This is a genomic window from Janthinobacterium sp. HH106 (assembly GCF_001758725.1).
Taxonomy (GTDB): domain Bacteria; phylum Pseudomonadota; class Gammaproteobacteria; order Burkholderiales; family Burkholderiaceae_D; genus Janthinobacterium.
In genome coordinates, this window is the sequence record NZ_LRIC01000015.1 from 1 (window position 1) to 21,385 (window position 21,385).

The 21,385-nt window shown below is 62.6% G+C and carries 21 protein-coding genes and 1 tRNA gene; 3 read left to right on the forward strand and 19 right to left on the reverse strand.

What is annotated here, in order from left to right:
* Positions 1–196: 196 nt before the first annotated feature.
* Positions 197–273, forward strand: a tRNA-Met gene (locus tag JAB8_RS07605).
* A 46-nt stretch (positions 274–319) separates the two neighbouring features.
* Here JAB8_RS07605 and JAB8_RS07610 read toward each other — a convergent pair.
* A complete protein-coding gene (locus tag JAB8_RS07610) occupies positions 320–1,120 on the reverse strand; it encodes a helix-turn-helix transcriptional regulator (RefSeq protein ID WP_070289091.1) in 801 nt (266 codons plus the stop codon).
* A 110-nt stretch (positions 1,121–1,230) separates the two neighbouring features.
* On the opposite strand from JAB8_RS07610, the gene JAB8_RS07615 reads away from it, so the two are divergent.
* Complete coding sequence (locus JAB8_RS07615) at positions 1,231–2,457, forward strand: MFS transporter (protein WP_070289092.1); 1,227 nt, start codon at positions 1,231–1,233, stop codon at positions 2,455–2,457.
* Here JAB8_RS07615 and JAB8_RS07620 read toward each other — a convergent pair.
* From JAB8_RS07620 to JAB8_RS07640, 5 genes are all read right to left on the reverse strand, one after another.
* Complete coding sequence (locus JAB8_RS07620) at positions 2,454–3,248, reverse strand: anti-sigma factor (RefSeq protein WP_070289093.1); 795 nt, start codon at positions 3,246–3,248, stop codon at positions 2,454–2,456. The genes JAB8_RS07615 and JAB8_RS07620 overlap by 4 nt on opposite strands.
* Positions 3,245–3,766, reverse strand: coding sequence for an RNA polymerase sigma factor (locus tag JAB8_RS07625; protein WP_070289094.1), 522 nt, complete (start codon positions 3,764–3,766; stop codon positions 3,245–3,247). The genes JAB8_RS07620 and JAB8_RS07625 overlap by 4 nt, the downstream gene beginning before the upstream one ends.
* Positions 3,767–3,787: 21 nt before the next feature.
* Positions 3,788–4,159 carry a hypothetical protein gene (locus tag JAB8_RS07630; protein ID WP_070289095.1) on the reverse strand — a complete coding sequence of 124 codons (372 nt, stop codon included), beginning with the start codon at positions 4,157–4,159 and terminating at the stop codon, positions 3,788–3,790.
* A gap of 57 nt (positions 4,160–4,216) precedes the next feature.
* Positions 4,217–5,128 (reverse strand): DNA-3-methyladenine glycosylase 2, encoded by a 912-nt coding sequence (locus JAB8_RS07635; protein ID WP_070289096.1) that lies wholly within the window; start codon positions 5,126–5,128, stop codon positions 4,217–4,219.
* Positions 5,129–5,194: 66 nt separating this feature from the next.
* On the reverse strand, positions 5,195–6,202 hold the full coding sequence (locus JAB8_RS07640) for an XdhC family protein (protein WP_070224534.1): 1,008 nt from the start codon (positions 6,200–6,202) through the stop codon (positions 5,195–5,197).
* A 98-nt stretch (positions 6,203–6,300) separates the two neighbouring features.
* Here JAB8_RS07640 and JAB8_RS29450 point away from each other — a divergent pair, with 98 nt between their 5' ends.
* Positions 6,301–6,441, forward strand: a complete 141-nt coding sequence (locus tag JAB8_RS29450; RefSeq protein WP_162995759.1) for a hypothetical protein — start codon at positions 6,301–6,303, stop codon at positions 6,439–6,441.
* A gap of 31 nt (positions 6,442–6,472) precedes the next feature.
* Here JAB8_RS29450 and JAB8_RS07645 read toward each other — a convergent pair whose 3' ends face one another.
* The 13 genes from JAB8_RS07645 to JAB8_RS07705 form a co-directional block, all read right to left on the reverse strand.
* Positions 6,473–7,528 carry a M48 family metalloprotease gene (locus JAB8_RS07645; protein ID WP_343216100.1) on the reverse strand — a complete coding sequence of 352 codons (1,056 nt, stop codon included), beginning with the start codon at positions 7,526–7,528 and terminating at the stop codon, positions 6,473–6,475.
* A 60-nt stretch (positions 7,529–7,588) separates the two neighbouring features.
* Positions 7,589–8,038 carry a dUTP diphosphatase gene (gene dut / locus JAB8_RS07650; RefSeq protein ID WP_070289098.1) on the reverse strand — a complete coding sequence of 150 codons (450 nt, stop codon included), beginning with the start codon at positions 8,036–8,038 and terminating at the stop codon, positions 7,589–7,591.
* A 32-nt stretch (positions 8,039–8,070) separates the two neighbouring features.
* Complete coding sequence (gene coaBC, locus JAB8_RS07655) at positions 8,071–9,291, reverse strand: bifunctional phosphopantothenoylcysteine decarboxylase/phosphopantothenate--cysteine ligase CoaBC (protein WP_070224537.1); 1,221 nt, start codon at positions 9,289–9,291, stop codon at positions 8,071–8,073.
* A gap of 17 nt (positions 9,292–9,308) precedes the next feature.
* The gene (lspA, locus tag JAB8_RS07660) at positions 9,309–9,818 is read right to left on the reverse strand and encodes a signal peptidase II (protein WP_070224538.1); all 510 of its coding nucleotides are present in this window, start codon (positions 9,816–9,818) and stop codon (positions 9,309–9,311) included.
* Positions 9,819–9,901: 83 nt separating this feature from the next.
* Complete coding sequence (gene ileS, locus JAB8_RS07665; protein ID WP_070289099.1) at positions 9,902–12,802, reverse strand: isoleucine--tRNA ligase; 2,901 nt, start codon at positions 12,800–12,802, stop codon at positions 9,902–9,904.
* A 67-nt stretch (positions 12,803–12,869) separates the two neighbouring features.
* Positions 12,870–13,841, reverse strand: a complete 972-nt coding sequence (locus JAB8_RS07670) for a bifunctional riboflavin kinase/FAD synthetase (protein ID WP_070289100.1) — start codon at positions 13,839–13,841, stop codon at positions 12,870–12,872.
* Positions 13,842–14,031: 190 nt separating this feature from the next.
* Positions 14,032–15,243, reverse strand: coding sequence for a hypothetical protein (locus JAB8_RS07675; protein WP_070289101.1), 1,212 nt, complete (start codon positions 15,241–15,243; stop codon positions 14,032–14,034).
* 78 nt (positions 15,244–15,321) lie between these two features.
* Positions 15,322–15,753 (reverse strand): biopolymer transporter ExbD, encoded by a 432-nt coding sequence (locus JAB8_RS07680; RefSeq protein ID WP_176741207.1) that lies wholly within the window; start codon positions 15,751–15,753, stop codon positions 15,322–15,324.
* A gap of 105 nt (positions 15,754–15,858) precedes the next feature.
* Positions 15,859–16,287, reverse strand: coding sequence for a biopolymer transporter ExbD (locus JAB8_RS07685; protein ID WP_034754165.1), 429 nt, complete (start codon positions 16,285–16,287; stop codon positions 15,859–15,861).
* A 5-nt stretch (positions 16,288–16,292) separates the two neighbouring features.
* On the reverse strand, positions 16,293–17,225 hold the full coding sequence (locus JAB8_RS07690; protein WP_166448878.1) for a MotA/TolQ/ExbB proton channel family protein: 933 nt from the start codon (positions 17,223–17,225) through the stop codon (positions 16,293–16,295).
* Between the two features lie 86 nt (positions 17,226–17,311).
* Positions 17,312–17,968, reverse strand: coding sequence for an energy transducer TonB (locus JAB8_RS07695; protein WP_034754161.1), 657 nt, complete (start codon positions 17,966–17,968; stop codon positions 17,312–17,314).
* Positions 17,969–18,507: 539 nt separating this feature from the next.
* Complete coding sequence (locus tag JAB8_RS07700; RefSeq protein ID WP_070289102.1) at positions 18,508–20,109, reverse strand: SpoVR family protein; 1,602 nt, start codon at positions 20,107–20,109, stop codon at positions 18,508–18,510.
* Complete coding sequence (locus JAB8_RS07705) at positions 20,109–21,377, reverse strand: YeaH/YhbH family protein (RefSeq protein WP_070289103.1); 1,269 nt, start codon at positions 21,375–21,377, stop codon at positions 20,109–20,111. The genes JAB8_RS07700 and JAB8_RS07705 overlap by 1 nt, the downstream gene beginning before the upstream one ends.
* Positions 21,378–21,385 lie beyond the last annotated feature (8 nt).

Here is a 21,385-nt window from a genome sequence, read left to right on the forward strand (position 1 = left end):
GCTCGTCGGGCTCATAACCCGAAGGTCACAGGTTCAAATCCTGTCCCCGCAACCAATACCGGAAAGCCGCTGATTCTTGCAAAAGATCAGCGGCTTTTTCCATTGCTGGTCACGGACACGCTCCGGTGGACGGGGCAGGCATGACATTGTCAATTCACGCCTTTACGCCGCGCAACAATCTGGTATATAATTCGAGTGCGGGGTGGAGCAGTCTGGCAGCTCGTCGGGCTCATAACCCGAAGGTCACAGGTTCAAATCCTGTCCCCGCAACCAATTCGAAGCCGCTGGTTCCTCGCAAGAGGGCCAGCGGTTTTTTCGTTTACGGCGCGAGGTCTTCTGCCAGCTGGCGCGCATACACGATCAGCCGCAAGTGGCGGTCCGCATCGATGGTCAGCGAAGTGTGCTCGTAGGCGACCTGCTCGCCGCCGACGTCCAGCTGGCGCACGCCGGCGCACGGCGCATGCACGTCATGGCGGCGCCACCATAGCTTGAATTCCGGCGAAACTTTTTCCAATTCCTGCACCAGCGCGTGGATATCCGCTTCCTGCGTGGCGCGCGCATAGTCGCGGCGAAAGCTCGACAGCATCAGCGGCGCCTGCTCTTCCCAGCCGGCGAAGCGCGAGCGCAGCAGCGGGTCGGTAAACAACAGCCACAGCAGATTGCGGCGCGCCGGCACATGCGCGCCGAAGCCGAACAGGGCGTCCGCGTCCGCATTGAACGCCAGCACGTCCCAGCGCAGGTTGAGCACATAGGCCGGATGCGCCAGTTCGTGCATCAGGCGGCGCACGGGCGGCGGCACCACGCAAAACGTCTTGCCCTCTTCGGCGGGCGGACGCGCATGCGCCAGCAGGAACAGGTGGCGCCGTTCGCCGCCGTCCAGTTTCAGCACTTCGGCCAGCTTGTCGAGAAAGGCGCTCGAGACGCCGATGTCGCGCCCCTGTTCCAGCCAGGTGTACCAGGTCAGCCCCACGCCGGCCAGCGCCGCCACTTCTTCGCGGCGCAAGCCCGGCGTCCTGCGCCGCCCGCCGCCGGGCAAACCCACGTCCTCGGGCGACAGCCGCGCGCGGCGCGCCTGCAGGTAGGCGGCCAGTTCGTGGCGGGTGCGGGCCAAAGTGCGCATGGTGGGGCTTTTCCGGTGAGCCTGTTGCTGCCAGTAATAGCATAAACAGTTAAATTGTAATTGTTTATATTGTATTTCAAAATGCCTGCTTTCTTCCCGAAAGCGTGCCCATGTCTGACTATTCTTCCTCCCGTGCCGCAGCGCCTGCCGACTCCGCGCTGCCTGTCACCGTCTACCTGATCGCCGTGGGCGCGTTCGCGCTGGGCATGGCGTCGTATGTGACGGCAGGCCTGATGCCGATGATCGCCGGCGCCTTTTCCGTGTCCCTGGCGATGGCCGCGCAGCTGGTGACGGCGTTTACGCTGGCCTATGGCCTCGGTTCGCCCCTGGCCGTGGCCTTGCTGCCGGCGCGCGCGCAACGCTCCGGCCTGTTACTCGCCTTGGGCGTGTTCGTGCTGGCGAACGGGGCCAGCGCGCTGGCAGCAGGATTTTCCAGTCTGCTGGCCTGGCGGGCCATGGCCGGCATCGGCGCCGGCGTCTACCTGGCGCTGGGCATCGCGGCGGCGGCGGGCGTGTCGGCGCCGCGGCAGCGTGGCAAGGCCATCGGCGCGATCATGGGCGGCATGGCGGGCGGCACGGTGCTGGGCGTGCCATTGAGCTTGCTGTTGGCGCAGCAGCTGGGCTGGACGGCGGCCCTGTGGCTGGTTGCCATGCTCGGTGCGCTGGCGCTGGCGGGCTTGCTGTGGAAACTGCCCGCGCTGCCGGAAGTACCGGCGACCTCGCTGCGCCGCAAGCTGGCCTTGCTGGCCGATGGGCAGGTGCTGGCCATCCTGCTCGTGTCGCTGCTGGCGGCCATCGCCAGCCTGGGCATGTACACGTTTATCGCGCCGCTGCTGGCGTGGTCCGCGCACGGCGCGGAAATTTCCCCCACGCCCTTCCTGTGGGCGTGGGGTGCGGGGGGAATCGCGGGCAGCGTGCTGGTCGGGCGATGGGCGGACAAGGTGGCTGCACCGAGACTGACTAGGCTCATCTTGCTGCTGCTGGCGCTGGCCTTGTGCGCGCTGCCGCTGGCGGCCGGCTGGTCGGCCTGGCTGATGCTGGCGCCTATCGTGCTGTGGGGCGCGGCTGGCTGGGCTCTGCAAGTGCCGCAGAACCAGCAGTTGCTGGCCGTGCGCGCGCGGCAGGGCGACGGCAACCTGGCCATCGCCCTCAACGAATCGGCGCTGTACCTGGGCAGCGCCATCGGCGCCGCCGCAGGCGGGGTACTGCTCCTGCTGGACTGGCCCGTGTGGCTGCTGGCGGCCTGCGCCGCCCTGGTCGCCACCGCAGCGTTGCTGCTGCAATGGTGCGGCGTGAAATGGATTGCAGAATTCCGGAAAATGGAAGAGTCTGTTTAGTGACTTTCCAGCTGCGCGTACACGGCGTCGGCGATCTTGCCCAGCTCCTGTTTGGGCAGGCTCGCCGAGAGGGCATAGCCGAGCTGGCCGTCGATCCAGTAAAACACGCTCAAGTCCTTTTCCTGCGTGTAGCGGAAGGCCGTTTCCTGCTTGCCGGCCCGTTCTTTTGCCACGTACAGGGTCAGGCGCTGGCCTTTGCCATCTTCATACATGAATTGTGCCACGGGGCCGTCGCCATCGCCGGGCAGCAAACGCCCGCCGATCAGGTGGTAGCCGAGCGGCGACAGCGCAGGCGGCTGCAATTTGCTGCCCAGGCGTTTCGACAGCCATTGCACCAGGTGGGCCTCCTGTTCCGCCCCCACCTCGACGGGGTGGCGCACTTCCGGCGTGTAGACGGCATGGGCGATGGCGGCGCTGCGCGCCAGGGAGATGGGGCTGGCGCTGGCGCTGGCGCTCCGCATGTCACCGCCATCGCCGCGCAGCAGCCAGCCGCCCGCGCCGCCAGCGAGCACCAGCACGACGGCAGCTGCCGCCTGCATGGCGGGGCGGCGCCAGGCGCCGTTCGCCGCCGGCGGGGCCGCCGCCTGCAGCAGGGCAGGCGGCACAGCGTCGTCCAGCACGGGATCGAACAGGGCGCGCAATTGCCGGTTCTGCGCGCGCCACGCATCGACCCTGGCGGCGTCCCCGGGATGCGCGCGCAGGTGGGCGTCGACGGCCGCGCGCTGGTCTTCAGGCAGGACGCCGTCGGCCAGGGCGTGCAATTGCGCTTCGCTGATGGCTTGCGTTGTCATTTCACGACTTTCAGGGTGGGTGGGCCGCTGCCCTGGCTGCCGGCAGGGCGGCCGTCGAGCAGGGTGCGCAGCTTGTCGCGCCCGCGCGACAAACGCGACATCACGGTGCCGACAGGAATGTCGAGGGTGGCCGCCACCTGCTCGTACGGCATCTGTTCGAGCGCGACGAGCAGGATGACTTCGCGCTGCCCCAGCGGCAAACGGGCCAGCGCCGCATCCATCTCGCCGATGGCGATGGCTTGCCCGGGCGCGCGCTCCGGCGCGGGCAGCACGCTGTCGTCGTCGAGCTCCTGCAGCGCCAGGCCGGGGCGGCGCAGCTGGTCCACGTGCAGGTTATGCATGATGGAGAACAGCCAGGGCCGCATCTCGCCGACGCGCTGGTCCAGCTTGCGCCAGGCCCGCTCGACGGTGTCCTGCACCAGGTCGTCCGCGTGCAGGGCGCCCGCCAGCGCGCGCGCATAGCGGCGCAGGCCGGGCAGGCACGCTTGCAGCTGACGGCTATCCTCTTGCGTGGTCATCGTGGCGGCGGGCAGGGCTGCTTAGGGCTTGACGACGTGCCACACGTTCTTGAAATTGTCGCCGGCCACGTCGCCCGGCTTCTTGTCTTCCTTGTACAGGTACAGAGGCTTGCCCTTGTAGGTCAGCTGCATGGCGCCGTTGTCTTCGCGCTTGATGCTGCCATACGGGGCGGCGGGCGCCGCGTCGGTGGCGATGACGGCGGGCCAGGCCACCAGGCAGCCGCCGCTGCAGGCGCTCTTGCCGCTGTCGGCGACATCCTTGTCGAACACATACACGGTCATGCCGCTGGCATTGACCAGCATGCCGTTGGCGGGCATGACGTCGGCGGCAAAGGCCAGCGGGGCGGACAAGGCGGTGAAAAGGGCAGTGGCGGCGAAAGTGGTAAAGCGCATGATGATCTCCTTGATGTTTGGTGGGCTTGCAAGGGATAGACGCGCGGCGCGGCCCGTTTATTCCACCGCTGACGGATTATTTTTCGCGTGCAGGCTGGCCCACAGGTGGGCGGCCGCCATGGTGCGGTGCGGCGCGTACTGGCGCAGCCACTTTTCCGTGCGCGCCATGTCCGGTTTCGTTTCTTCGCCGAGCAGCTTTTGCAGGGCGGCGCGGATCGCCACGTCGCCATGCAGCGAACAGTCAGCATAGCCATAGCCGCGCAGCAGCGCGTAATTGACGGTCCACGGGCCGATGCCTTTCACGGCCAGCAGCGCCTGCGAAATGGCCGCCACGTCGCCGGAGGGCGGCAGCTCCAGCGACAGTTCCCCGTCATCGACGAGATGCGCCAGGCGCAGCACGGTTTCCGCCTTGGCGCGCGAGAATTTGCGGCTGGTCAAATCCTCGATGTCCAGCCGCGCCACGTCGCGCGCCTCCGGGTAGCACCACAAGCCGCTGCCATGCCGGCGCCCCGCCTGCAGAATAAACGTGCGGCGCAGGGAAATGGCGAACGGCAGATTGATCTGCTGGCCGATGATGGCCCAGGTCAGCGCCTCGAACGGGCTGGCCGATTGCACGATGCGCAAGCCCGGGTTAAGCCGGATCAAAGGCGCCAGCAGCGGATCGGCGGCGGCCAGCTGCGCGAACGGCTGCGGGTCGATGCGCAGGCCGAGGATGTTGAGCAGGGCGCCATGCAGCGCCGTGTGCAGAGCGTCACTGGCGCTGCCGTCGATCTCGGCGCGGCAGACGGCCGCGGCGTCCGCGAAGGCCACGTCCAGCACCACGGGCACGCCGGCAAGCAGGATGCCCTTGCGCAGGCCCGTCGCGGTGACCTGTTCGGCCACGCCTTCCGTATCGCGGCTGTGGAAGGCGATGACGTCGTCGCGGCGGTAGCCGGCGGGCAGGGGGAGGGTCCAGTGCAGCAGGGTCATGGTGGCCAAAATCAGTGAAGGTAGCAGGGGCGCGCCGCCGGCGCACCGCGTTTCTTGCTGCGGTCCTTAGCGGGCGCAGATGTCGGTGGTGGGCGGGCTCAGGGCCGCCGCGTGCTGGATCTGCAGCGCGTCGGGCACGCCATTTTTCACGGCCGTCAGTTCGGCCAGGATGGAAATGGCGATTTCGGCCGGCGTCTTGCTGCCGATGTACAGGCCGATGGGGCCATGCAGGCGCGCCAGCTGCTCGGCGCTGACGTCGAACTGCAGCAGCCGTTCGCGGCGCTTGGCATTGTTGGCGCGCGAGCCGATGGCGCCCACGTAAAACGCAGGAGATTTCAATGCTTCCATCAGGGCCAGGTCGTCGAGCTTGGGGTCGTGCGTGAGGGCGACGACGGCGCTGCGGCTGTCGAGTTTTAATTCCAGCACCAGGTCGTCCGGCATGGCGTGCAGCAGGGGCACGCCCGGTACGTTCCAGCCGCCCCGGTATTCCTCGCGCGGGTCGCAGACGATGACGTGGTAATCCATGGCCGTGGCGATCTGCGCCACGAAGCGCGACAGCTGGCTGGCGCCGATGATCAGCAATCGCCAGCGCGGGCCGTGCTGCGTGGTGAGCACCGCGCCTTCCAGGGCCAGCACGGCGCCCGGCGTGGCGCGCTGCAGGGTGACGGCGCCGCTGTGCAGGTCGAGGCGGCGCTCGACGAGTTCATGCGCTTCCAGGCGTGCCAGCAGTTCGGCCACCTTGCTGTCCGCGTGCAGCGGCTCGATGGCCAGTTCGATGGTGCCGCCGCAGGGCAGGCCGAAGCGGTGCGCCTCGTCGGCGCTGATGCCGTAGCTGACGATTTCCGGCAAGGTGCGCACGATGCCGTGCACGCGCACGGTGTCGATCAAGTCATCCTCGATGCAGCCGCCGGAGACGGAGCCGACCACCGTGCCGTCGTCGCAGATGGCCAGGGTGGCGCCCACGGGACGGGGGCTGGAGCCCCAGGTCTTGATGACGGTGACGAGTTCGCAGCGGTGCCCGGCGGCGAGCCAGGCGGCGCTGGTTTTCAGAACTTCAAGGTCGATGCTGTCCATGAGGCGCGGAAGGAAAGCCGCAGGCAGGCGGCAAAGTATGGAATATTCTTCAATATTGTGGCTATACTACGCTCTCCAACAGCCTGCGGAGAGTTTTCATGTCGAACGACCAAAAGACGCAAGATGACGGCATCCCCAAGTTTGGCAAACTGCTCATCGCCCTGTTCCTGGCGGTGGTATTTTGCGGCGCTCTGACCTGGGTCATGGGCACCTACTTCCCGAACTTCCCCGGCGCCTGACCAAACCTGCTGCATCAGGCGCCTTTGGCGTTTAAGGCTTGAGCGGTTTCTTCGCCGCCTGCTTGGCGCGCACGTCAGTGACGGCGCGGTTGATCGCCGCCATGCGCGAGTTGGTGCCCGGGTGCAGGGCCGTGTAGCCGTTGGCGACCGTGGCCGGCACTTGCGTGGCCAGGCGCTGCCAGAAGCGGGCCGCGTTGTCGACATTGTAGCCGGCGCGCGCCAGCAGATAGATGGCCAGGGTGTCGGCTTGCACGTCGAGTTCCTGCGGCATGGCCTTGATGCCGGCGGCGCCCGTCAGCATCGATACGTCGGGCTGCACGGCCCCCAGGCTGTCGATGATGCTGCCGGCCGTGCCTGCCGTGCGCTGGCTGCGCGCGTGGTCGAGGATGTTGTGCGCCATTTCGCGGGCGATGACGAAGGCGATGCCTTCATCGTTTTGCGCCGCATTGACCATGCCGCGCGTGAGCATGATGCGCGAACCGTCCGAATACGCGTTGATATTGTCCGCATTGCCCAGGGCGACGCGGAAGGCGCAGGCGCGCGTGACGGGAATTTTGAGGTCTTGCTGCTGGCCGTCGCGGGCGATGGTCATGTTCAGGCTCGCGCTTTTCGAGGCCAGCGGGCCGACGATGGCGCCGAACGGGCCTTCCGCTTTCGGGCCGGCCGGCAGCGGCTTGCCTTCGGCGGCCAGCAAGCCGTCGCCCTTGCGCAAGCCGGCGCGCGCGGCGCCACTGCCCGGCAAGACGCTGGACACCTGCATCTGCTCGCCGTAGCCGAGTGCCGCCTGCGCCGCGTCGGCATAGATGCCGGGGTAGGAATACTTGTTCTGCGCCGTGAAGCCCAGCAGGTTGCGCGCATACGTCTTGCACAGGTCCGCATTATTGATCAGCAGGGGCGCCGACACTTTCGACAGACGGTCCTGCAGCGCCACCATCTTCACCAGTTCTTCCTGCGCCGCCCGTTGCTGCGCCGTCGGCGCGGACGCATCGGGCGCCGGCACGACGTTGAACGGGCCGCTGACATTCGTCGCCGGCGTGGTGCAGCCGGCCAGAATGGCCGCGCCGGCCAACAGGAGGGGAGTGGCCAATCGGCGCAGCGAGGTTGGGGCTGGGGTCAGATGGCGGAAACCTGGCATAAGTGTCAATCCTTAATGTTTGCCGGTGCTGCCAAAGCCGCCAACACCGCGTTCGCTGTCGCCGAATTCCTCGACGACGTTAAAGCCCACTTGCAGCACCGGCACGATAATCAGTTGCGCCAGGCGTTCCATGGGATTGAGCGTGAAAGCGCTCTGGCCCCGGTTCCAGGTCGATACCATCAGCTGGCCCTGGTAATCGGAGTCGATCAAGCCTACCAGATTCCCCAATACGATGCCGTTTTTGTGGCCCATGCCGCTGCGTGGCAAAATCATGGCCGCATACGACGGGTCGCCGATGTGGATGGCCAGGCCGGTCGGAATGAGCACCGTCTGACCCGCTTCGATGGTGATGGATTCGGCTATGCAGGCGCGCAGGTCGAGTCCCGCGCTGCCCGGGGTGGCGTAGGCCGGCAGCAGTTCTTGCATGCGGGCGTCGAGGATCTTGATGTCGATATTTTTCATGAATCTAAATGAGCTAAAGCGTATAAAAAAGATTATTTGAGCAGCGAATTCCTGGCGATCCGCTTCGAGATTTCCGAAATCAGCTGGCGCGCCAGGTTCAGTTTCGGGGCGCGCGGCAGCACGGTATGGCCTTCCTCGTCGAACAGGATGATGGTGTTGTCGTCCTGGCCAAACGTGTTCTGGCCGATATTGCCGACCAGCAGGGGAATGCCTTTTTTCTCGCGCTTGACCGAGCCGAATTCCACGAGGTTTTCCGATTCGGCGGCAAAGCCCACGCAGTACGGATAGCCGGCCAGGTTGGTGCGCGCCGCCACGGTGGCGAGGATGTCGGGATTTTGCACGAACTGCAGTTCGGGCACGGAGCCGTCGGCCTGCTTTTTCATCTTCTGGTCGCTGGCGTTGGCCACGCGCCAGTCTGCCACGGCGGCCACGGCGACGAAGACATGCTGGCCGTCGACGTGGGCCAGTACCGCATCATGCATCTGCTGCGCGCTTTGCACGTCGATGCGGCGCACGCCGAACGGCGCGTCCAGGGCCGTCGGGCCGGAAATGAGCAGCACCTCGGCGCCCGCTTCGCGCGCCGCGCGCGCCACCGCATAGCCCATCTTGCCCGAGGACAGATTGGTGATGCCGCGCACGGGGTCGATGGCCTCGAAAGTGGGGCCGGCCGTGACCAGCACGCGTTTGCCCGCCAGGACTTTCGGCTGGAAGGCGGCGATCAGCTCCGTCAAGAGCTGTTCCGGCTCCAGCATGCGGCCCAGGCCAGTTTCGCCGCAGGCCTGTTCGCCGGCGGCCGGGCCGAACAGGGTGATGCCGTCGTCGCGCAGCTGCTGCACATTGCGCTGCGTGGCGGGGTTCTGCCACATTTCCACGTTCATGGCCGGCGCCACGAGCAAGGGCAGGTGGGAGGGACGGGCCAGGCACAGGGTCGACAGCAGGTCGTCGCACACGCCATGGGCGAGTTTACGCAGAAAATCGGCCGAGCACGGCGCGATCAGGATGGCGTCCGCGTGGCGCGTCAAATCGATATGCGCCATGTTGTTGTCTATGCGCGCATCCCACTGGCTCGTGTGCACGGGGTGGCCGGACAGCGCCTGCATGGTCACGGCCGTGATGAAGTGGCTGGCGGCATCCGTCATGACCACCTGCACCGAGGCGCCGGCCTTCGTCAGCGCGCGGCACAGTTCCGCCGCCTTGTAGCAGGCGACGCCGCCCGAAAGTCCCAGGACGATTTTTTTGCCGGACAATTCCATGCCGTTCTCCCGCGTGTTTATTTGTTTACCCGGCGCAGTTCATCGATGATGAACAGGGCCGCGCCGATGCAGATGGCGCTGTCGGCGATATTGAAAGCGGGGAAATGGCCCCAGCTTTTCCAGTGGAAGTCGAGGAAATCGACCACGTGACCGTACACCAGGCGGTCGATGGCGTTGCCCAGCGCGCCGCCGAGGATCAGCGCCAGGGCCCAGCAGAACATGCGCTGGCCGGCGTGCTTTTTCAGCAGATAGATGATGTAGATGGCGGCCGCCAGGGCGATGCCGGTGAAGAAATAGCGCTGCCAGCCGCCCTGGTCGGACAGGAAGCTGAACGCGGCGCCCTTGTTATACGCGAGCACCAGGTTGAAATACGAGGTGATGACCATCTCTTGCGCGTAGCGGAAGGTCTTCAGGATCGTGATCTTGGTGATCTGGTCGAACAGGATGACGATGGCGGCGATGCCCAGCCAGGGCACGAGCGACGCCGAGGAGGACGATTTCGATGAAAAACGGTTTTTAGTGGCCATATTTTTCCAGGGAAGATAAAGCCGCCGCCTGGCAGCAGGCGGCGGTTGGAAGTGGGACGCAGGCAGCGCCCCGGGATGACAGTCTATGCGAAACGGCGCGATTCGCCTTTTCCAAACAGGTTGCTGACGCAGCGGCCGCACAGGGTAGCATGCGCGGCGTCCGTGCCCACGTCCGCGCGGTAGTGCCAGCAGCGCTCGCACTTCGGCGCCGTCGACGCGGCCACGACCACTTCCTCGGCCGCTTCGTCTGCCACTTCGGCCACGGTTGCCTGCGAGGTGATGAAGACGAATTTCAAGTCGTCGCCCAGGGTGGTCAACAGCTTGTACTTCATCGGCGCGGCCTTGATCGTCAGTTCCGCCTGCAGCGAGGAACCGATGGCGCCCGAGGTGCGCAAGTCTTCCAGCTGTTTGGTGACGTCCGTGCGCACGGCGCGCAGGGCCGTGTATTTCTCCAGCAGGGCGGCCGCGTCCGACACTTCCGGCAGCTGCCACCAGGTTTGCGTGAAGATGGTTTCATCGCTGGCGGCATAAGCATCCGCGCCGGCGAAGACTGCCCATGCTTCTTCGGCCGTGAACGACAGGGCCGGGGCCATCAGGCGCAGCAGGCTTTGCGTGATGTGCCACAGGGCCGTCTGCGCCGAACGGCGCGCGTGCGACGTCAGGCCCGAGGTGTACAGACGGTCCTTCAGGATGTCCAGGTAGAAGCCGCCCAGGTCTTCCGAGCAGTACGTCTGCAGTTTCGACACGACGGGGTGGAACTCGTAGCGCGCGTAGTTGTTCTCGATCTGCTGCTGCAGCGATGCCATGTTGGCCAGCGCATAGCGGTCGATTTCGAACATCTCCGCCACCGGCACGGCGTCCGTGGCCGGATTGAAGTCCGAGGTGTTCGCCAGCAGGAAGCGCAGGGTGTTGCGGATGCGGCGGTACGATTCCGTCACGCGCTTGAGGATTTCATCGGAGATCGACAGCTCGCCCGTGTAGTCGGTCGAAGCGATCCACAGGCGCAGGATGTCCGCGCCCAGGGTGTCCGAAATCTTTTGCGGCGCCAGCGTGTTGCCCAGCGACTTGGACATCTTCTTGCCTTCGCCGTCGACCGTGAAGCCGTGCGTCAGCAGCGCCTTGTACGGCGGGCGGCCATTGAGCATCGACGACACGAGCAGCGACGAGTGGAACCAGCCGCGATGCTGGTCCGAGCCTTCCAGGTACAGGTCTGCCGGGAATTGCAGCTGCGTCGAGTGCGAACCGTGGCCTTGCGGGCCGCCCAGCACCGTCTGGTGCGTGGCGCCGGAATCGAACCATACGTCCAGGGTATCCTTGTTCTTGGCGTAGATGGCCGCTTCGTCGCCGATCAGGTCTTTCAGGTCCAGCGCCTGCCATGCCTCGATGCCGTCTTTTTCGATCAGCTTGGCCACTTGCTCCAGCAGTTCCGGCGTGCGCGGATGCAGGTCGCCCGTTTCCTTGTGCACGATGAAGGCCATCGGCACGCCCCACTGGCGCTGGCGCGACAGGGTCCAGTCGGGACGGTTGGCGATCATGCCGTGCAGGCGCGCCTGGCCCCAGTCCGGGAAGAACTCGGTGTCGGCGATGCCTTTCAAGGCCGTTTCGCGCAGGGTCGCGCCGCCGTCTTTCGGCGTCACGTCCATGCCGGCGAACCACTGCGAGGTGGCGCGGTAGATCACAGGCTTTTTGTGACGCCAGCAATGCATGTAGCTGTGGTCGAACATCTTGACTTCGAACAGGGCGCCCGCTTCTTTCAGGGCGGCGCAGATCGGCTTGGAAGCGTCCCAGATGCTCATGCCGCCGAACAGGGGCAGCGTCGAAACGTAATTGCCGTCGCCCATGACGGGCTTGATGATGTCGTCGTCCTTCATGCCGTGCGCCTTGCACGAGATAAAGTCGTCCACGCCATACGCGGGCGCCGAGTGCACCACGCCCGTGCCGCTTTCGGCGGTCACGTAATCGGCCAGGTACATCGGCGACAGGCGGTCGTAGAAAGCGTGCGACGCGTGCAGCGGATGGCGGAAGCTGATGCCTTCCAGCGCGGCGCCGTCGCAGGTGGCGATCGTCGTGCCTTCGAGCTTGAAGCGCGCCAGGCTCGATTCGACCAGGTCTTGCGCCAGGATCAGCAGCAAGGGCTTGCCGTCGCGCGAGGTTTCGACCAGTGCGTATGTCAATTCAGGATGGACGTTCAGTGCCTGGTTCGACGGGATGGTCCACGGGGTCGTCGTCCAGATGACGACGAAGCCGTTTTCGGTCGGCAGTGTCGGCAGATTGAAAGCCTTGGCCAGCTTGTCGAATTGGGCGAACTTGAAGCCGACATCGATGGCCGGGTCGCGTTTGTTTTCGTATTCGATTTCAGCTTCCGCCAGCGCCGACTGGCAGTCAAAACACCAGTTGACCGGTTTCAGGCCGCGGTAGACATAGCCTTTTTCCAGCAGCTTGCCCAGCGCGCGCAATTCGTCGGCTTCATTGCCGTGCGCCATGGTCAGGTAGGGGTTGTCCCACTCGCCCAGCACGCCCAGGCGAATAAAATCCTTCTTCTGGCGCTCGACCTGCACGTTGGCGTAGGCGCGTGCCTTTTCCAGCACTTCAGCCGTCGGCAGGTTCTTGCCGTGCAATTTTTCGATCTGGATCTCGATCGGCATGCCGTGGCAATCCCAGCCCGGTACGTATGGCGCGTCGAAGCCGGCCAGCGAGCGCGATTTGACGACCATGTCTTTCAGGATCTTGTTGACGGCGTGGCCCAGGTGGATGTCGCCATTCGCGTACGGCGGGCCGTCATGCAGGATGAATTTCGGACGGCCGGCGGCAGCCTTGCGCACGCGCTCATAAATTTTCTTGTCTTGCCATTGCTGCACCCATTGCGGCTCGCGCTTGGCCATGTCGCCGCGCATCGGGAATGGGGTTTCCGTCATGTTGACCGGGTATTTGCTTTCAGGCTTCTTGTTCTGCTTGGGCGTGGCTGGCTTGTTTTGATCGGACATAATCTTCTTTAATGATATTGAATGGTTTGCGGCGGCAGGTGCCGCCAGGCGGCGGAGTTGGCCGGCGTCAAATTCGGTCGGTGGCGGTAATGGCGCCGCTGCGCTGTTCAAAATAGGCGCGCGCCTGGTTCGAGTCGCGCTCAATGGCGGCCGTCAGGGTGGGCAAGTCGTCATACTTTTCTTCGTCGCGCAGCTTTTCCAGGAATTCCACGCGGACCAGCTTGCCGTAGCAGGACTGGGCGAAATCGAACAGATGCACTTCCAGCAAGACGCGGCCGCTGTCGTCGACGGTGGGACGCACGCCCAGGCTGGCCACGGCCGGCAGCGGTACTGGTCCCAGGCCGTGCACCTGCACGATGAAGATGCCGGACAGGGCGGGGCGGTGCGCCACGCGCAGGTTCAGGGTGGGGAAACCGAGTGTGCGGCCCAGCTTCTGGCCGTGGATCACGTGGCCGGATATGGCGTACGGATGGCCCAGCAGCTGCGTGGCCAGCGGGAAATCGCCGGCGGCCAGGGCCAGGCGCACGGCCGACGAGGAGATGCGCGTGCTGCCGTTCATCACCGTCGGCAAAGTTTCTACGTGGAAACCGTATTCGCGGCCCGCTTCCTGCAGCATGGCGACGTCGCCGGCGCGCCGGGCGCCATAGCAGAAGTCGTCGCCGACCATCAGCCATTTCACGTGCAAGCCGTCAACGAGGACTTTTTCCGTGAATTCCTGCGGCGTCAAGGCGGCGAACTGGGCGCTGAAGTGCTCGACGACCACGCGGTCGATGCCGGCGTCATCCAGCGACTGCAGCTTGTCGCGCAGGTTGGCGATGCGCTGCGGCGCCTTCGACAGGTCGCCCGCGCGCTGCGCGAAGAATTCGCGCGGGTGCGGTTCGAACGTCATCACGGCCGCTTCGATGCCGAGTTCAGTGGCAGCTTCGCGCACGCGCGCCAGCAAGGCCTGATGGCCGATGTGGACACCGTCAAAATTGCCGATGGTCAGAGCGCAAGGCGCTCGTGCCTGGGCATTGGGAAGTCCGCGGAATACCTTCATAGGAATCTGATGAAAAACTGTGCCAAAAGGGGGATTATACGGACTGTTTCAGGGATGCACACCCGGCAGGGCAGCCGCAGGGGTAATTTCCCTGCTGAAATGATAAAAAGCGTTGCCGGCAAGGGTGCCGGCAACGCTTTTGGTGGAGGGCACTCGACTAGCTGCCCGACAATATCCTGGGGATATTATCTTATTTATTCATCAATGCCCAGTAGCGGGCCAGGTCAGCCGCGCCATCCGTGCCCTTGACGGCTTTGAGTGCCGTCGATGCGTTGGCTTTCTTGCCGGCGTGGATGTAGGCGATGCCCAGGTGCAGCTTGGCTTCTTCCGGATACTTGGCGGTGCCCAGTTTCACGGCGTCATTCATCAAGCCCAGGCCTTTTTCTGCCTGGCCATCGTAGACCAGGGCGAAGCCCAGCTTGCTCAAGCTGTCGGCGTCCTTGTTCTTGACGTATTCCGCTTCCGACTTGGCTGCGTTGGCCTTCAGGTCAGCCTGGGTCTTCAGGGCCAGGTCTTTCAGGCGCTGGTGACGGGCGGCATCGGCGCCGGTGCCCAGCACGCCTTTTTTGTAGCCCTGTTCGATGATGCTCAGCGCTTCGCCAGGATTGCCTGCTTGCAAGGCCAACTGGCTGATTTCCATGTATTCGGACGGCTTGGTGAACAGGCCGTTGGCCAGGCGCAGACGCTGGACGTCCAGGCCCAGGCGTTGCGAGAAGCCAGGCTTGCCGGAAACGCGGTTCAGCAGGTCGGCCCAGTAGCTGGTCTTCGGATAGCTGCCGGCCAGTTTTTCCAGGGTGGCCACGTAGCCGGCCTTGTCGTTCTGCTTCAACTGGATGTTGGCCAGCATTTGCAGGCTCGATTCCGAGTTGCCGCCGCGCGCTTGCAGCTCTTTCGCCGCTTCGGCGTAGTTGCCGCTGACGTAGTAGGTCTGGATCAGCAGTTCGCGCATCTGTGGATCTTCGCGGTCTTTCAGCGAACGTTTGATCCAGGTGATGGTGTTCGGCCAGTCCTTGGCGCGGTAGTACATGCCTGCCAGCGCTTGCGTGAATTTGGGGGCTTCGGCGGCGCTCAGGCGGCCGGAATTGATGACGGCTTCGAAAGCCTTGATGGCGGTGCCGTTGTCGCCGGCGGCGGCAGCGGCCGAGGCGCGCACGCGCTCGATCTGGTAGCTTTCAAAGGCGGTCTTGCCGCCGACGCTGTCAGCTTCGCGCAGCTTGGCCAGCGCTTCCTTGTTTTTGCCGCTGCTAGCGAGTTTTTGCGCTTCTTGCAGTGGCTTGCCCACTTCGGCACGCACGGTGTCCGCGGCGTATGCCAGCGAGCCCAGGCCGATTACGGGAGTTGCTGCGGTAAAACCGATAGCGGCCATGACGAGGCCGAGATGAGCGAGACGAAACTTGGACATAAGAAAGTCTTTCAGTAAAAAGCGAATAGGCAGGAAGTCCTGCCTATTCGGATGTAAAGAGAACCTGATTGCTGCAGCTTACTGGAATTGCTCGTTGCCGACCAGACCGATTTTGGTCACGCCCAGACGCTGCGCCGACGCCATCACACCGGCGACGACTTTGTATTCCACCAGCTTGTTCGGACGCAGATGCACTTCCGGCTGGTCTGCTTGCGCAGCAACGTTGCTCAGCTTGGCTTCCAGCGAAGCGCGGTCAGGAACGACCTGATTGTCCCACAAGATCGTACCGTCAAAATCGACATCGATCGTGACGACCACTGGTTCGGTTGTCGGTGGCGGCGGGGTGCCGACCGGCATGTTCAAGTTCACCGAGTGGTTTTGCTTAGGAATCGTGATGATCAACATGATAATCAGCACCAGCATCACGTCGATGAGGGGCGTCATGTTCAGTTCCATCATTGGTTCCGGATCCGCGCCTGGAGCGCTTCCCGAACCGACATTCATACTCATAGTGTTTCCTTTAAGAAGTCCAACGAAGCACCGGGCGAAACTGCCGCCCGGTCAGCTTCCGGCAGTGGCGTCCCCGTGTTGCCGGGACGCCGCTGCCAGTCGCTATCAGCCCTTGTCAGGTGGTTCGGTGATGAAGCCGACCTTCTGGATCCCGGCACGTTGGGTCGTGTAAATAACCCGGCCGATCGATTCGTAGCGTGTTTCTTGGTCGCCACGAACGTGTACTTCCGGCTGCGGTACTTTCACTGCTTCAACTTTCAGATAATCGAACAGTTCGCTCGTATCTTTCAGTTTCTTCTGGCCCAGATAAATCTCGCCATCCTTGTTGACAACGATGTTGACGTTTTCTGGCTTGCTTTGAAGGGCTTGGTTGGCCTCGATCGGCAGATCGATTTTCTGCAATTTGAGGACAACCGGACTGGTGATCAAGAAAATGATCAGCAAAACCAACATGATGTCGACGAGCGGCGTCGTGTTGATTTCTGACATTACTTGATCTTCATCTCCGCTGTCGGAGCCGACGGACATCGACATGATTCTTATCCGATCTTTTTAGCGCCGGCAGCACGGCCAGCTTCGCTGGTCGACATTGCGCCGGAGATCAGTACCGAGTGAACGTCGGCGCTGAACGAGCGTACGTCTTCCATTGCGGTTTTGTTACGACGCACCAGCCAGTTGTAACCCAGAACGGCAGGAACGGCGACCAGCAGACCGAAAGCGGTCATGATCAGTGCTTCACCAACTGGACCTGCAACTTTATCGATCGACGCGTTACCGGTCATGCCGATGTTGGTCAGCGCGCCATAAATACCCCAAACGGTACCGAACAGACCGATAAACGGTGCGGTCGAACCAACGGTTGCCAGGAACGACAGGCCATCTTGCAGACGCGACTGGACTTTGTCCGAAGCGCGCTGGATCGACATCGTCACCCAGGTCGACAGGTCGATTTGTTCCAGCAGGGCGCCGTCATGGTGAGCCGTTGCCTTGGTGCCCGATTCAGCGATGAAGCGGAATGGCGAGCCTTCGGTCAGGGTTGCCGAACCAGCAGCGATCGAAGGGGCTTTCCAGAATTTGGCAGCGGTTTCTTTCGCTTGCTTGAAGATCTTCATTTGATCCATCAGCTTGGTGATGATGATGTACCAGCTGCCGATCGACATGATGGCCAGGATGATCAGGGTGGCGCGTGGCACGAAGCCGCCGTCCCACACTGCTTGCAGGCCGAACGGGTTGTGGACTTCTTCGGTTTTGGCTGGAGCTGCTGCGTCAGCGGCTGGAGCTGCTGCGTCTGCTGCTGGAGCGGCTGCGTCAGCAGCTGGTGCTGGTGCTGCTGCAGCGTCTGCCGCTGGAGCCGAAGCGGCAGCCGATGCTGGCGCGTCAGCGAATGCCGGAGCTGCTACCAGAGCGGTAGTAGCGGTAACGGACAACAGAACCGCGGCAAAAAATGCGGACAAACGGGTATTCTTAAACATGCTTCCTCCAAAATTAAAAATAACAGATCGCTGAACGTAATGACAACGAAATCATAGTGTGAGACAGGGGATAACTGCCTCGGGTTTTAATCCAGCGACCAAACGTATTGCATTTGCTGCCAGCCTTGTTCCGGCTTGCCGTCAACTGTTGCCGGCTTAAATGTACAGCGGCTAATACCTTGCACTGCGGCTTTGTCCAGGTCTCTGAAGCCGCTGGACTTCACGATCTTCGAATCAGCGACCTTGCCGTCTACACCGATCAGGAACGACAGTGTCACCACACCGGTTTCCTCATTGCGCTGCGACGACTTTGGATAAGCCGGCTTTTCGCAGACACTGAAGTCAACCACGGCCGGCGTACGCACCGATTTGGCTGGTCCAGGAGTTGGCGCAGGCTGTGCAGGCGGTGCTGGCGGTGCCAATACATTCGTGGCTGGCTTCACGGCAGTCGTATTTGCAATCACGTTCTGCTGTGGTGGCGGCTGCTGCACGTTCACCTCGACTGGCGGAATGAATGGCGGCGGTGGCGCTTTCATTTCTGGCGGCGGTGGTGGCGGTGGAAGATCCTTCGGTGGAGGCGGTTTGACTTCCTCGATAATCTTGGTTTCAACCGGTTCCATCATTTTGGTGACCAACCGCTTGCCCAAGCCCGTCACGATCCCGTAAGCCGCGAGAACGTGCAGCAGGACAACGATAGTGATGCCTGTGTAGTTCTTGGGACTTTTCTCGTTCGAAAAATTCATGCCTGCTTTCTCCAAATACCATCTCTTGTCTTGCAACTGAACCCCAAAATGACGACACAAAGCTCCAGCCGTATCCGGGACGTCGCCGAATTATACATACGAATTCTTTATTTTACACAGATTTTTAACGCCTAAAACCGGTTAAATTTTTGGCGCTTTTGCGCCCTGAAAACGTACTTGCTTATGTCATCTTTGCACGCTTTCGGACATAAAAAAAGGCGGTCTTATCGGTTTTTTACAGCCGTTTTGGGCTACCACTGCTAAGTTCTCCGATGTGCCCATCTGGCGGAATTATATTTCGTGATATTCAATATGGAAACCGCTAAATTTGGAGGAAAATCTTTCCTTTTGGAAATGTTTTAGCTCGGAACCAGACCACTTAGCGGCACGCGCGCACCAAACGGGTGCGGAAGGGACTTTATCCAGGTCAAAAAAGGCGGTCCCGGCAGCCCTTTTGACGCCGCCAGGCCATACGGAATTCCTATGTAGGCATAGGAAACGCTTATATTCTTGCCATTGATTATTATCAATAAATCATTTCATGGCCGGACGACAGGGTCGTCGCGCCGGTTGCGTTTTTCCCGCCGGCAATTCAAGGTGCCCAGGACGACGCCCTGCGGGTCGACCGTATCGAGGTGGACATCGAAGCCCCACAGCCGCGCCACGTGCTTGAGCACCTCGGCCGCCTGCTGGTTCAGCGGGCGGCGCTGGAACTGCGTGTGGCGCAAGGTCAATGCGCGGTCGTCGCGCGTATTGACGGACCAGACCTGGATGTTCGGCTCGCGGTTGCCCAGGTTGTACTGTTCGGCCAGCTGCTGGCGCACGTAGCGGTAGCCGGCATCGTCGTGGATGGCGGAAATGGCCAGCTTTTCATTCTTGTCGTCGTCGAGGACGGCAAAGAAATGGAATTCGCGGATCAGCCGCGGCGACAAATACTGGGCGATGAAGCTTTCATCCTTGAAATTGCGCATGGCAAAGTCCAGGCTCTTGCGCCAGTCGCTGCCGGCCATGTCGGGGAACCAGGCGCGGTCTTCGTCCGTCGGGTGCTCGCAGATGCGGCGGATGTCGCTCATCATGGCAAAACCCAGCGCATACGGGTTGATGCCGCTGTAGTACGGGCTGTCGATGGGCGGCTGGTAGACCACGTTGGTATGGCTTTTCAAAAATTCCATCATGAAGCCGTCGCCCACCACGCCTTCGTCGTAGAGCTGGTTCAATATCGTGTAATGCCAGAAGGTGGCCCAGCCTTCGTTCATGACCTGGGTTTGCCGCTGCGGATAGAAATACTGGGAAATCTTGCGCACGATGCGCACCATCTCGCGCTGCCACGGTTCCAGCAGCGGCGCGTACTTCTCGATAAAGTACAGCAGGTTTTCCTCGGGTTCGGGCGGAAAGCGGGGAGCGGCCTTGCGCTGGTCGTCCTCGTCGTCGTCCTCGTCGCGCCGGGGCAGGGTGCGCCACAGCTGGTTGATCTGCGACTGCACATAGGCTTCGCGCTCTTTCTGGCGCGCATATTCCTTCGCCATCGACAGTTTCGCCGGGCGCTTGTAGCGGTCCACGCCATAGTTCTGGATGGCGTGGCACGAGTCGAGCAGCAATTCCACGGCATCGACGCCATGGCGCTGCTCGCACTCGGCGATGTAATTCTTGGCAAACACCATATAGTCGATGATGGCATCCGCATCCGTCCATGCGCGGAACAGGTAATTGCCCTTGAAGAAGGAGTTATGGCCGTAGGCCGCATGCGCGATCACCAGCGACTGCATGGTCAGGCTGTTTTCCTCCATTAAATAGGCGATGCACGGGTTCGAGTTGATGACGATCTCGTAGGCCAGGCCCATCTGGCCCCGCTTGTAGCTTTTCTCGGTGGAAAGAAAATGCTTGCCGAACGACCAATGGTTGTAGGAGACGGGCATGCCGACCGAGGTGTAGGCATCCATCATCTGTTCGGCCGTAATGATTTCCAGCTGGTTCGGATAGGTGTCGAGGCCAAACTGTTTCGCCACGCGGCGGATTTCCTCGTGGATTTGCTCGATCAGCTCGAACGTCCATTCCGACTGCTCGGGCAGGGCGTTCGGGTGGCGCAGGCGCACGAACGGTTCGCCCGGAGTATTGCTGGCGCGGTCAAAGGCTGCACTCATCATTTCACCTGTTTCTTGAACAGTTCGCGGAAGACCGGGTAGATATCGGCCGGCGTGACGATCTTTTGCATGGCGAAATGGGCGTGATGGTCGAGCACGCCCGCATACTGCTCCCACAGGTTTTGCTGCGGGCCGTCGGTGATCTCGACATAGGTGTAGTACTGCACTTTGGGCATGATGGTATTGATCAGCAACTGGCGGCACAGCATGGAATCGTTGTCCCAATTGTCGCCATCGGACGCCTGCGCGACATAGCTGTTCCATTGCCCGGCGCCATAGCGTTCGTCGATGATGGTGTTGAGCAAGTGCAGCGCGGACGACACGACGGTGCCGCCGGACTCGCGCGAATTGAAGAATTCATGCTCGTCGACCTCCGCCGCCGCCGTATGGTGGCGGATGAAGACCACCTCGATCTTGTCGTAGACGCGCTTGAGGAACAGATATAACAGGATGAAGAAGCGCTTGGCCGTGTCCTTGCGCGATTCGTCCATGGAGCCGGAGACGTCCATGATGCAGAACATGACGGCTTGCGTCATCGGCTTGGGCACCTTGATGCGGTTGCTGTAGCGCAGGTCGAACGGGTCGATGAAGGGAATCGCCAGCAGGCGCGTGTGCAGGTGGTGGATCAGGCGGCGCAGTTCCGTGACGAGCGGGTCGCTGTCGGGCGCGCCTTCGTGCAGCAGGGCCGCCAGGTCTTCCTCGGCCTGCGCCAGCTGCTTGCGGGCGCCGCCGCCGACGGCGATGCGCCGGCCCAGCGCGCCGCGCAGCGAGCGCAGCACGTGGATGTTCGATGGCGTGCCCGACATATTGTAGCCGGCGCGCTGGTTCTTGAATTCCGTGGTGGCCGTCAGCTGGGTTTTCACCATGTGCGGCAATTCCAGGTCTTCGAAGAAATAATTCATGAATTCTTCGCGCGACAATTCGAAGATGAAATCGTCTTCCGTCGTCTCGTCGCTATTGCCCGCCTTGCCCCGCCCGCCGCCACCGCCGCCTTTCGGCCGGGCGATCTGGTCGCCTTTCAGGTATTCCTTGTTGCCGGGATTGACCACTTCCCATACGCCGCCATGCGCGTGGCCAAACGACGGTTCGCCCACGTCCTTGACGGGGATGCTGACCTTCTCGCCATTCTCGACGTCCGTGATCGAGCGCCCCTTGATGGCGCGCCCCACGGCATCCTTGATCTGGCCCTTGTAACGCCGCAGGAAACGCTCGCGGTTGACGGCGGATTTATTCTTGCTTTGCAAGCGCCTGTCGATAAGGTATGTCAAAGGGTGCC

Coding starts and splice junctions, on each gene's coding strand:
- JAB8_RS07610 (WP_070289091.1), bottom strand. CDS start 1,120: ATGCGCACTTTGGCCCGCACCCGCCACGAACTGGCCGCCTACCTGCAG.
- JAB8_RS07615 (WP_070289092.1), top strand. CDS start 1,231: ATGTCTGACTATTCTTCCTCCCGTGCCGCAGCGCCTGCCGACTCCGCG.
- JAB8_RS07620 (WP_070289093.1), bottom strand. CDS start 3,248: ATGACAACGCAAGCCATCAGCGAAGCGCAATTGCACGCCCTGGCCGAC.
- JAB8_RS07625 (WP_070289094.1), bottom strand. CDS start 3,766: ATGACCACGCAAGAGGATAGCCGTCAGCTGCAAGCGTGCCTGCCCGGC.
- JAB8_RS07630 (WP_070289095.1), bottom strand. CDS start 4,159: ATGCGCTTTACCACTTTCGCCGCCACTGCCCTTTTCACCGCCTTGTCC.
- JAB8_RS07635 (WP_070289096.1), bottom strand. CDS start 5,128: ATGACCCTGCTGCACTGGACCCTCCCCCTGCCCGCCGGCTACCGCCGC.
- JAB8_RS07640 (WP_070224534.1), bottom strand. CDS start 6,202: ATGGACAGCATCGACCTTGAAGTTCTGAAAACCAGCGCCGCCTGGCTC.
- JAB8_RS29450 (WP_162995759.1), top strand. CDS start 6,301: ATGTCGAACGACCAAAAGACGCAAGATGACGGCATCCCCAAGTTTGGC.
- dut (WP_070289098.1), bottom strand. CDS start 8,038: ATGAAAAATATCGACATCAAGATCCTCGACGCCCGCATGCAAGAACTG.
- coaBC (WP_070224537.1), bottom strand. CDS start 9,291: ATGGAATTGTCCGGCAAAAAAATCGTCCTGGGACTTTCGGGCGGCGTC.
- lspA (WP_070224538.1), bottom strand. CDS start 9,818: ATGGCCACTAAAAACCGTTTTTCATCGAAATCGTCCTCCTCGGCGTCG.
- ileS (WP_070289099.1), bottom strand. CDS start 12,802: ATGTCCGATCAAAACAAGCCAGCCACGCCCAAGCAGAACAAGAAGCCT.
- JAB8_RS07670 (WP_070289100.1), bottom strand. CDS start 13,841: ATGAAGGTATTCCGCGGACTTCCCAATGCCCAGGCACGAGCGCCTTGC.
- JAB8_RS07675 (WP_070289101.1), bottom strand. CDS start 15,243: ATGTCCAAGTTTCGTCTCGCTCATCTCGGCCTCGTCATGGCCGCTATC.
- JAB8_RS07680 (WP_176741207.1), bottom strand. CDS start 15,753: ATGAGTATGAATGTCGGTTCGGGAAGCGCTCCAGGCGCGGATCCGGAA.
- JAB8_RS07685 (WP_034754165.1), bottom strand. CDS start 16,287: ATGTCGATGTCCGTCGGCTCCGACAGCGGAGATGAAGATCAAGTAATG.
- JAB8_RS07690 (WP_166448878.1), bottom strand. CDS start 17,225: ATGTTTAAGAATACCCGTTTGTCCGCATTTTTTGCCGCGGTTCTGTTG.
- JAB8_RS07695 (WP_034754161.1), bottom strand. CDS start 17,968: ATGAATTTTTCGAACGAGAAAAGTCCCAAGAACTACACAGGCATCACT.
- JAB8_RS07700 (WP_070289102.1), bottom strand. CDS start 20,109: ATGAGTGCAGCCTTTGACCGCGCCAGCAATACTCCGGGCGAACCGTTC.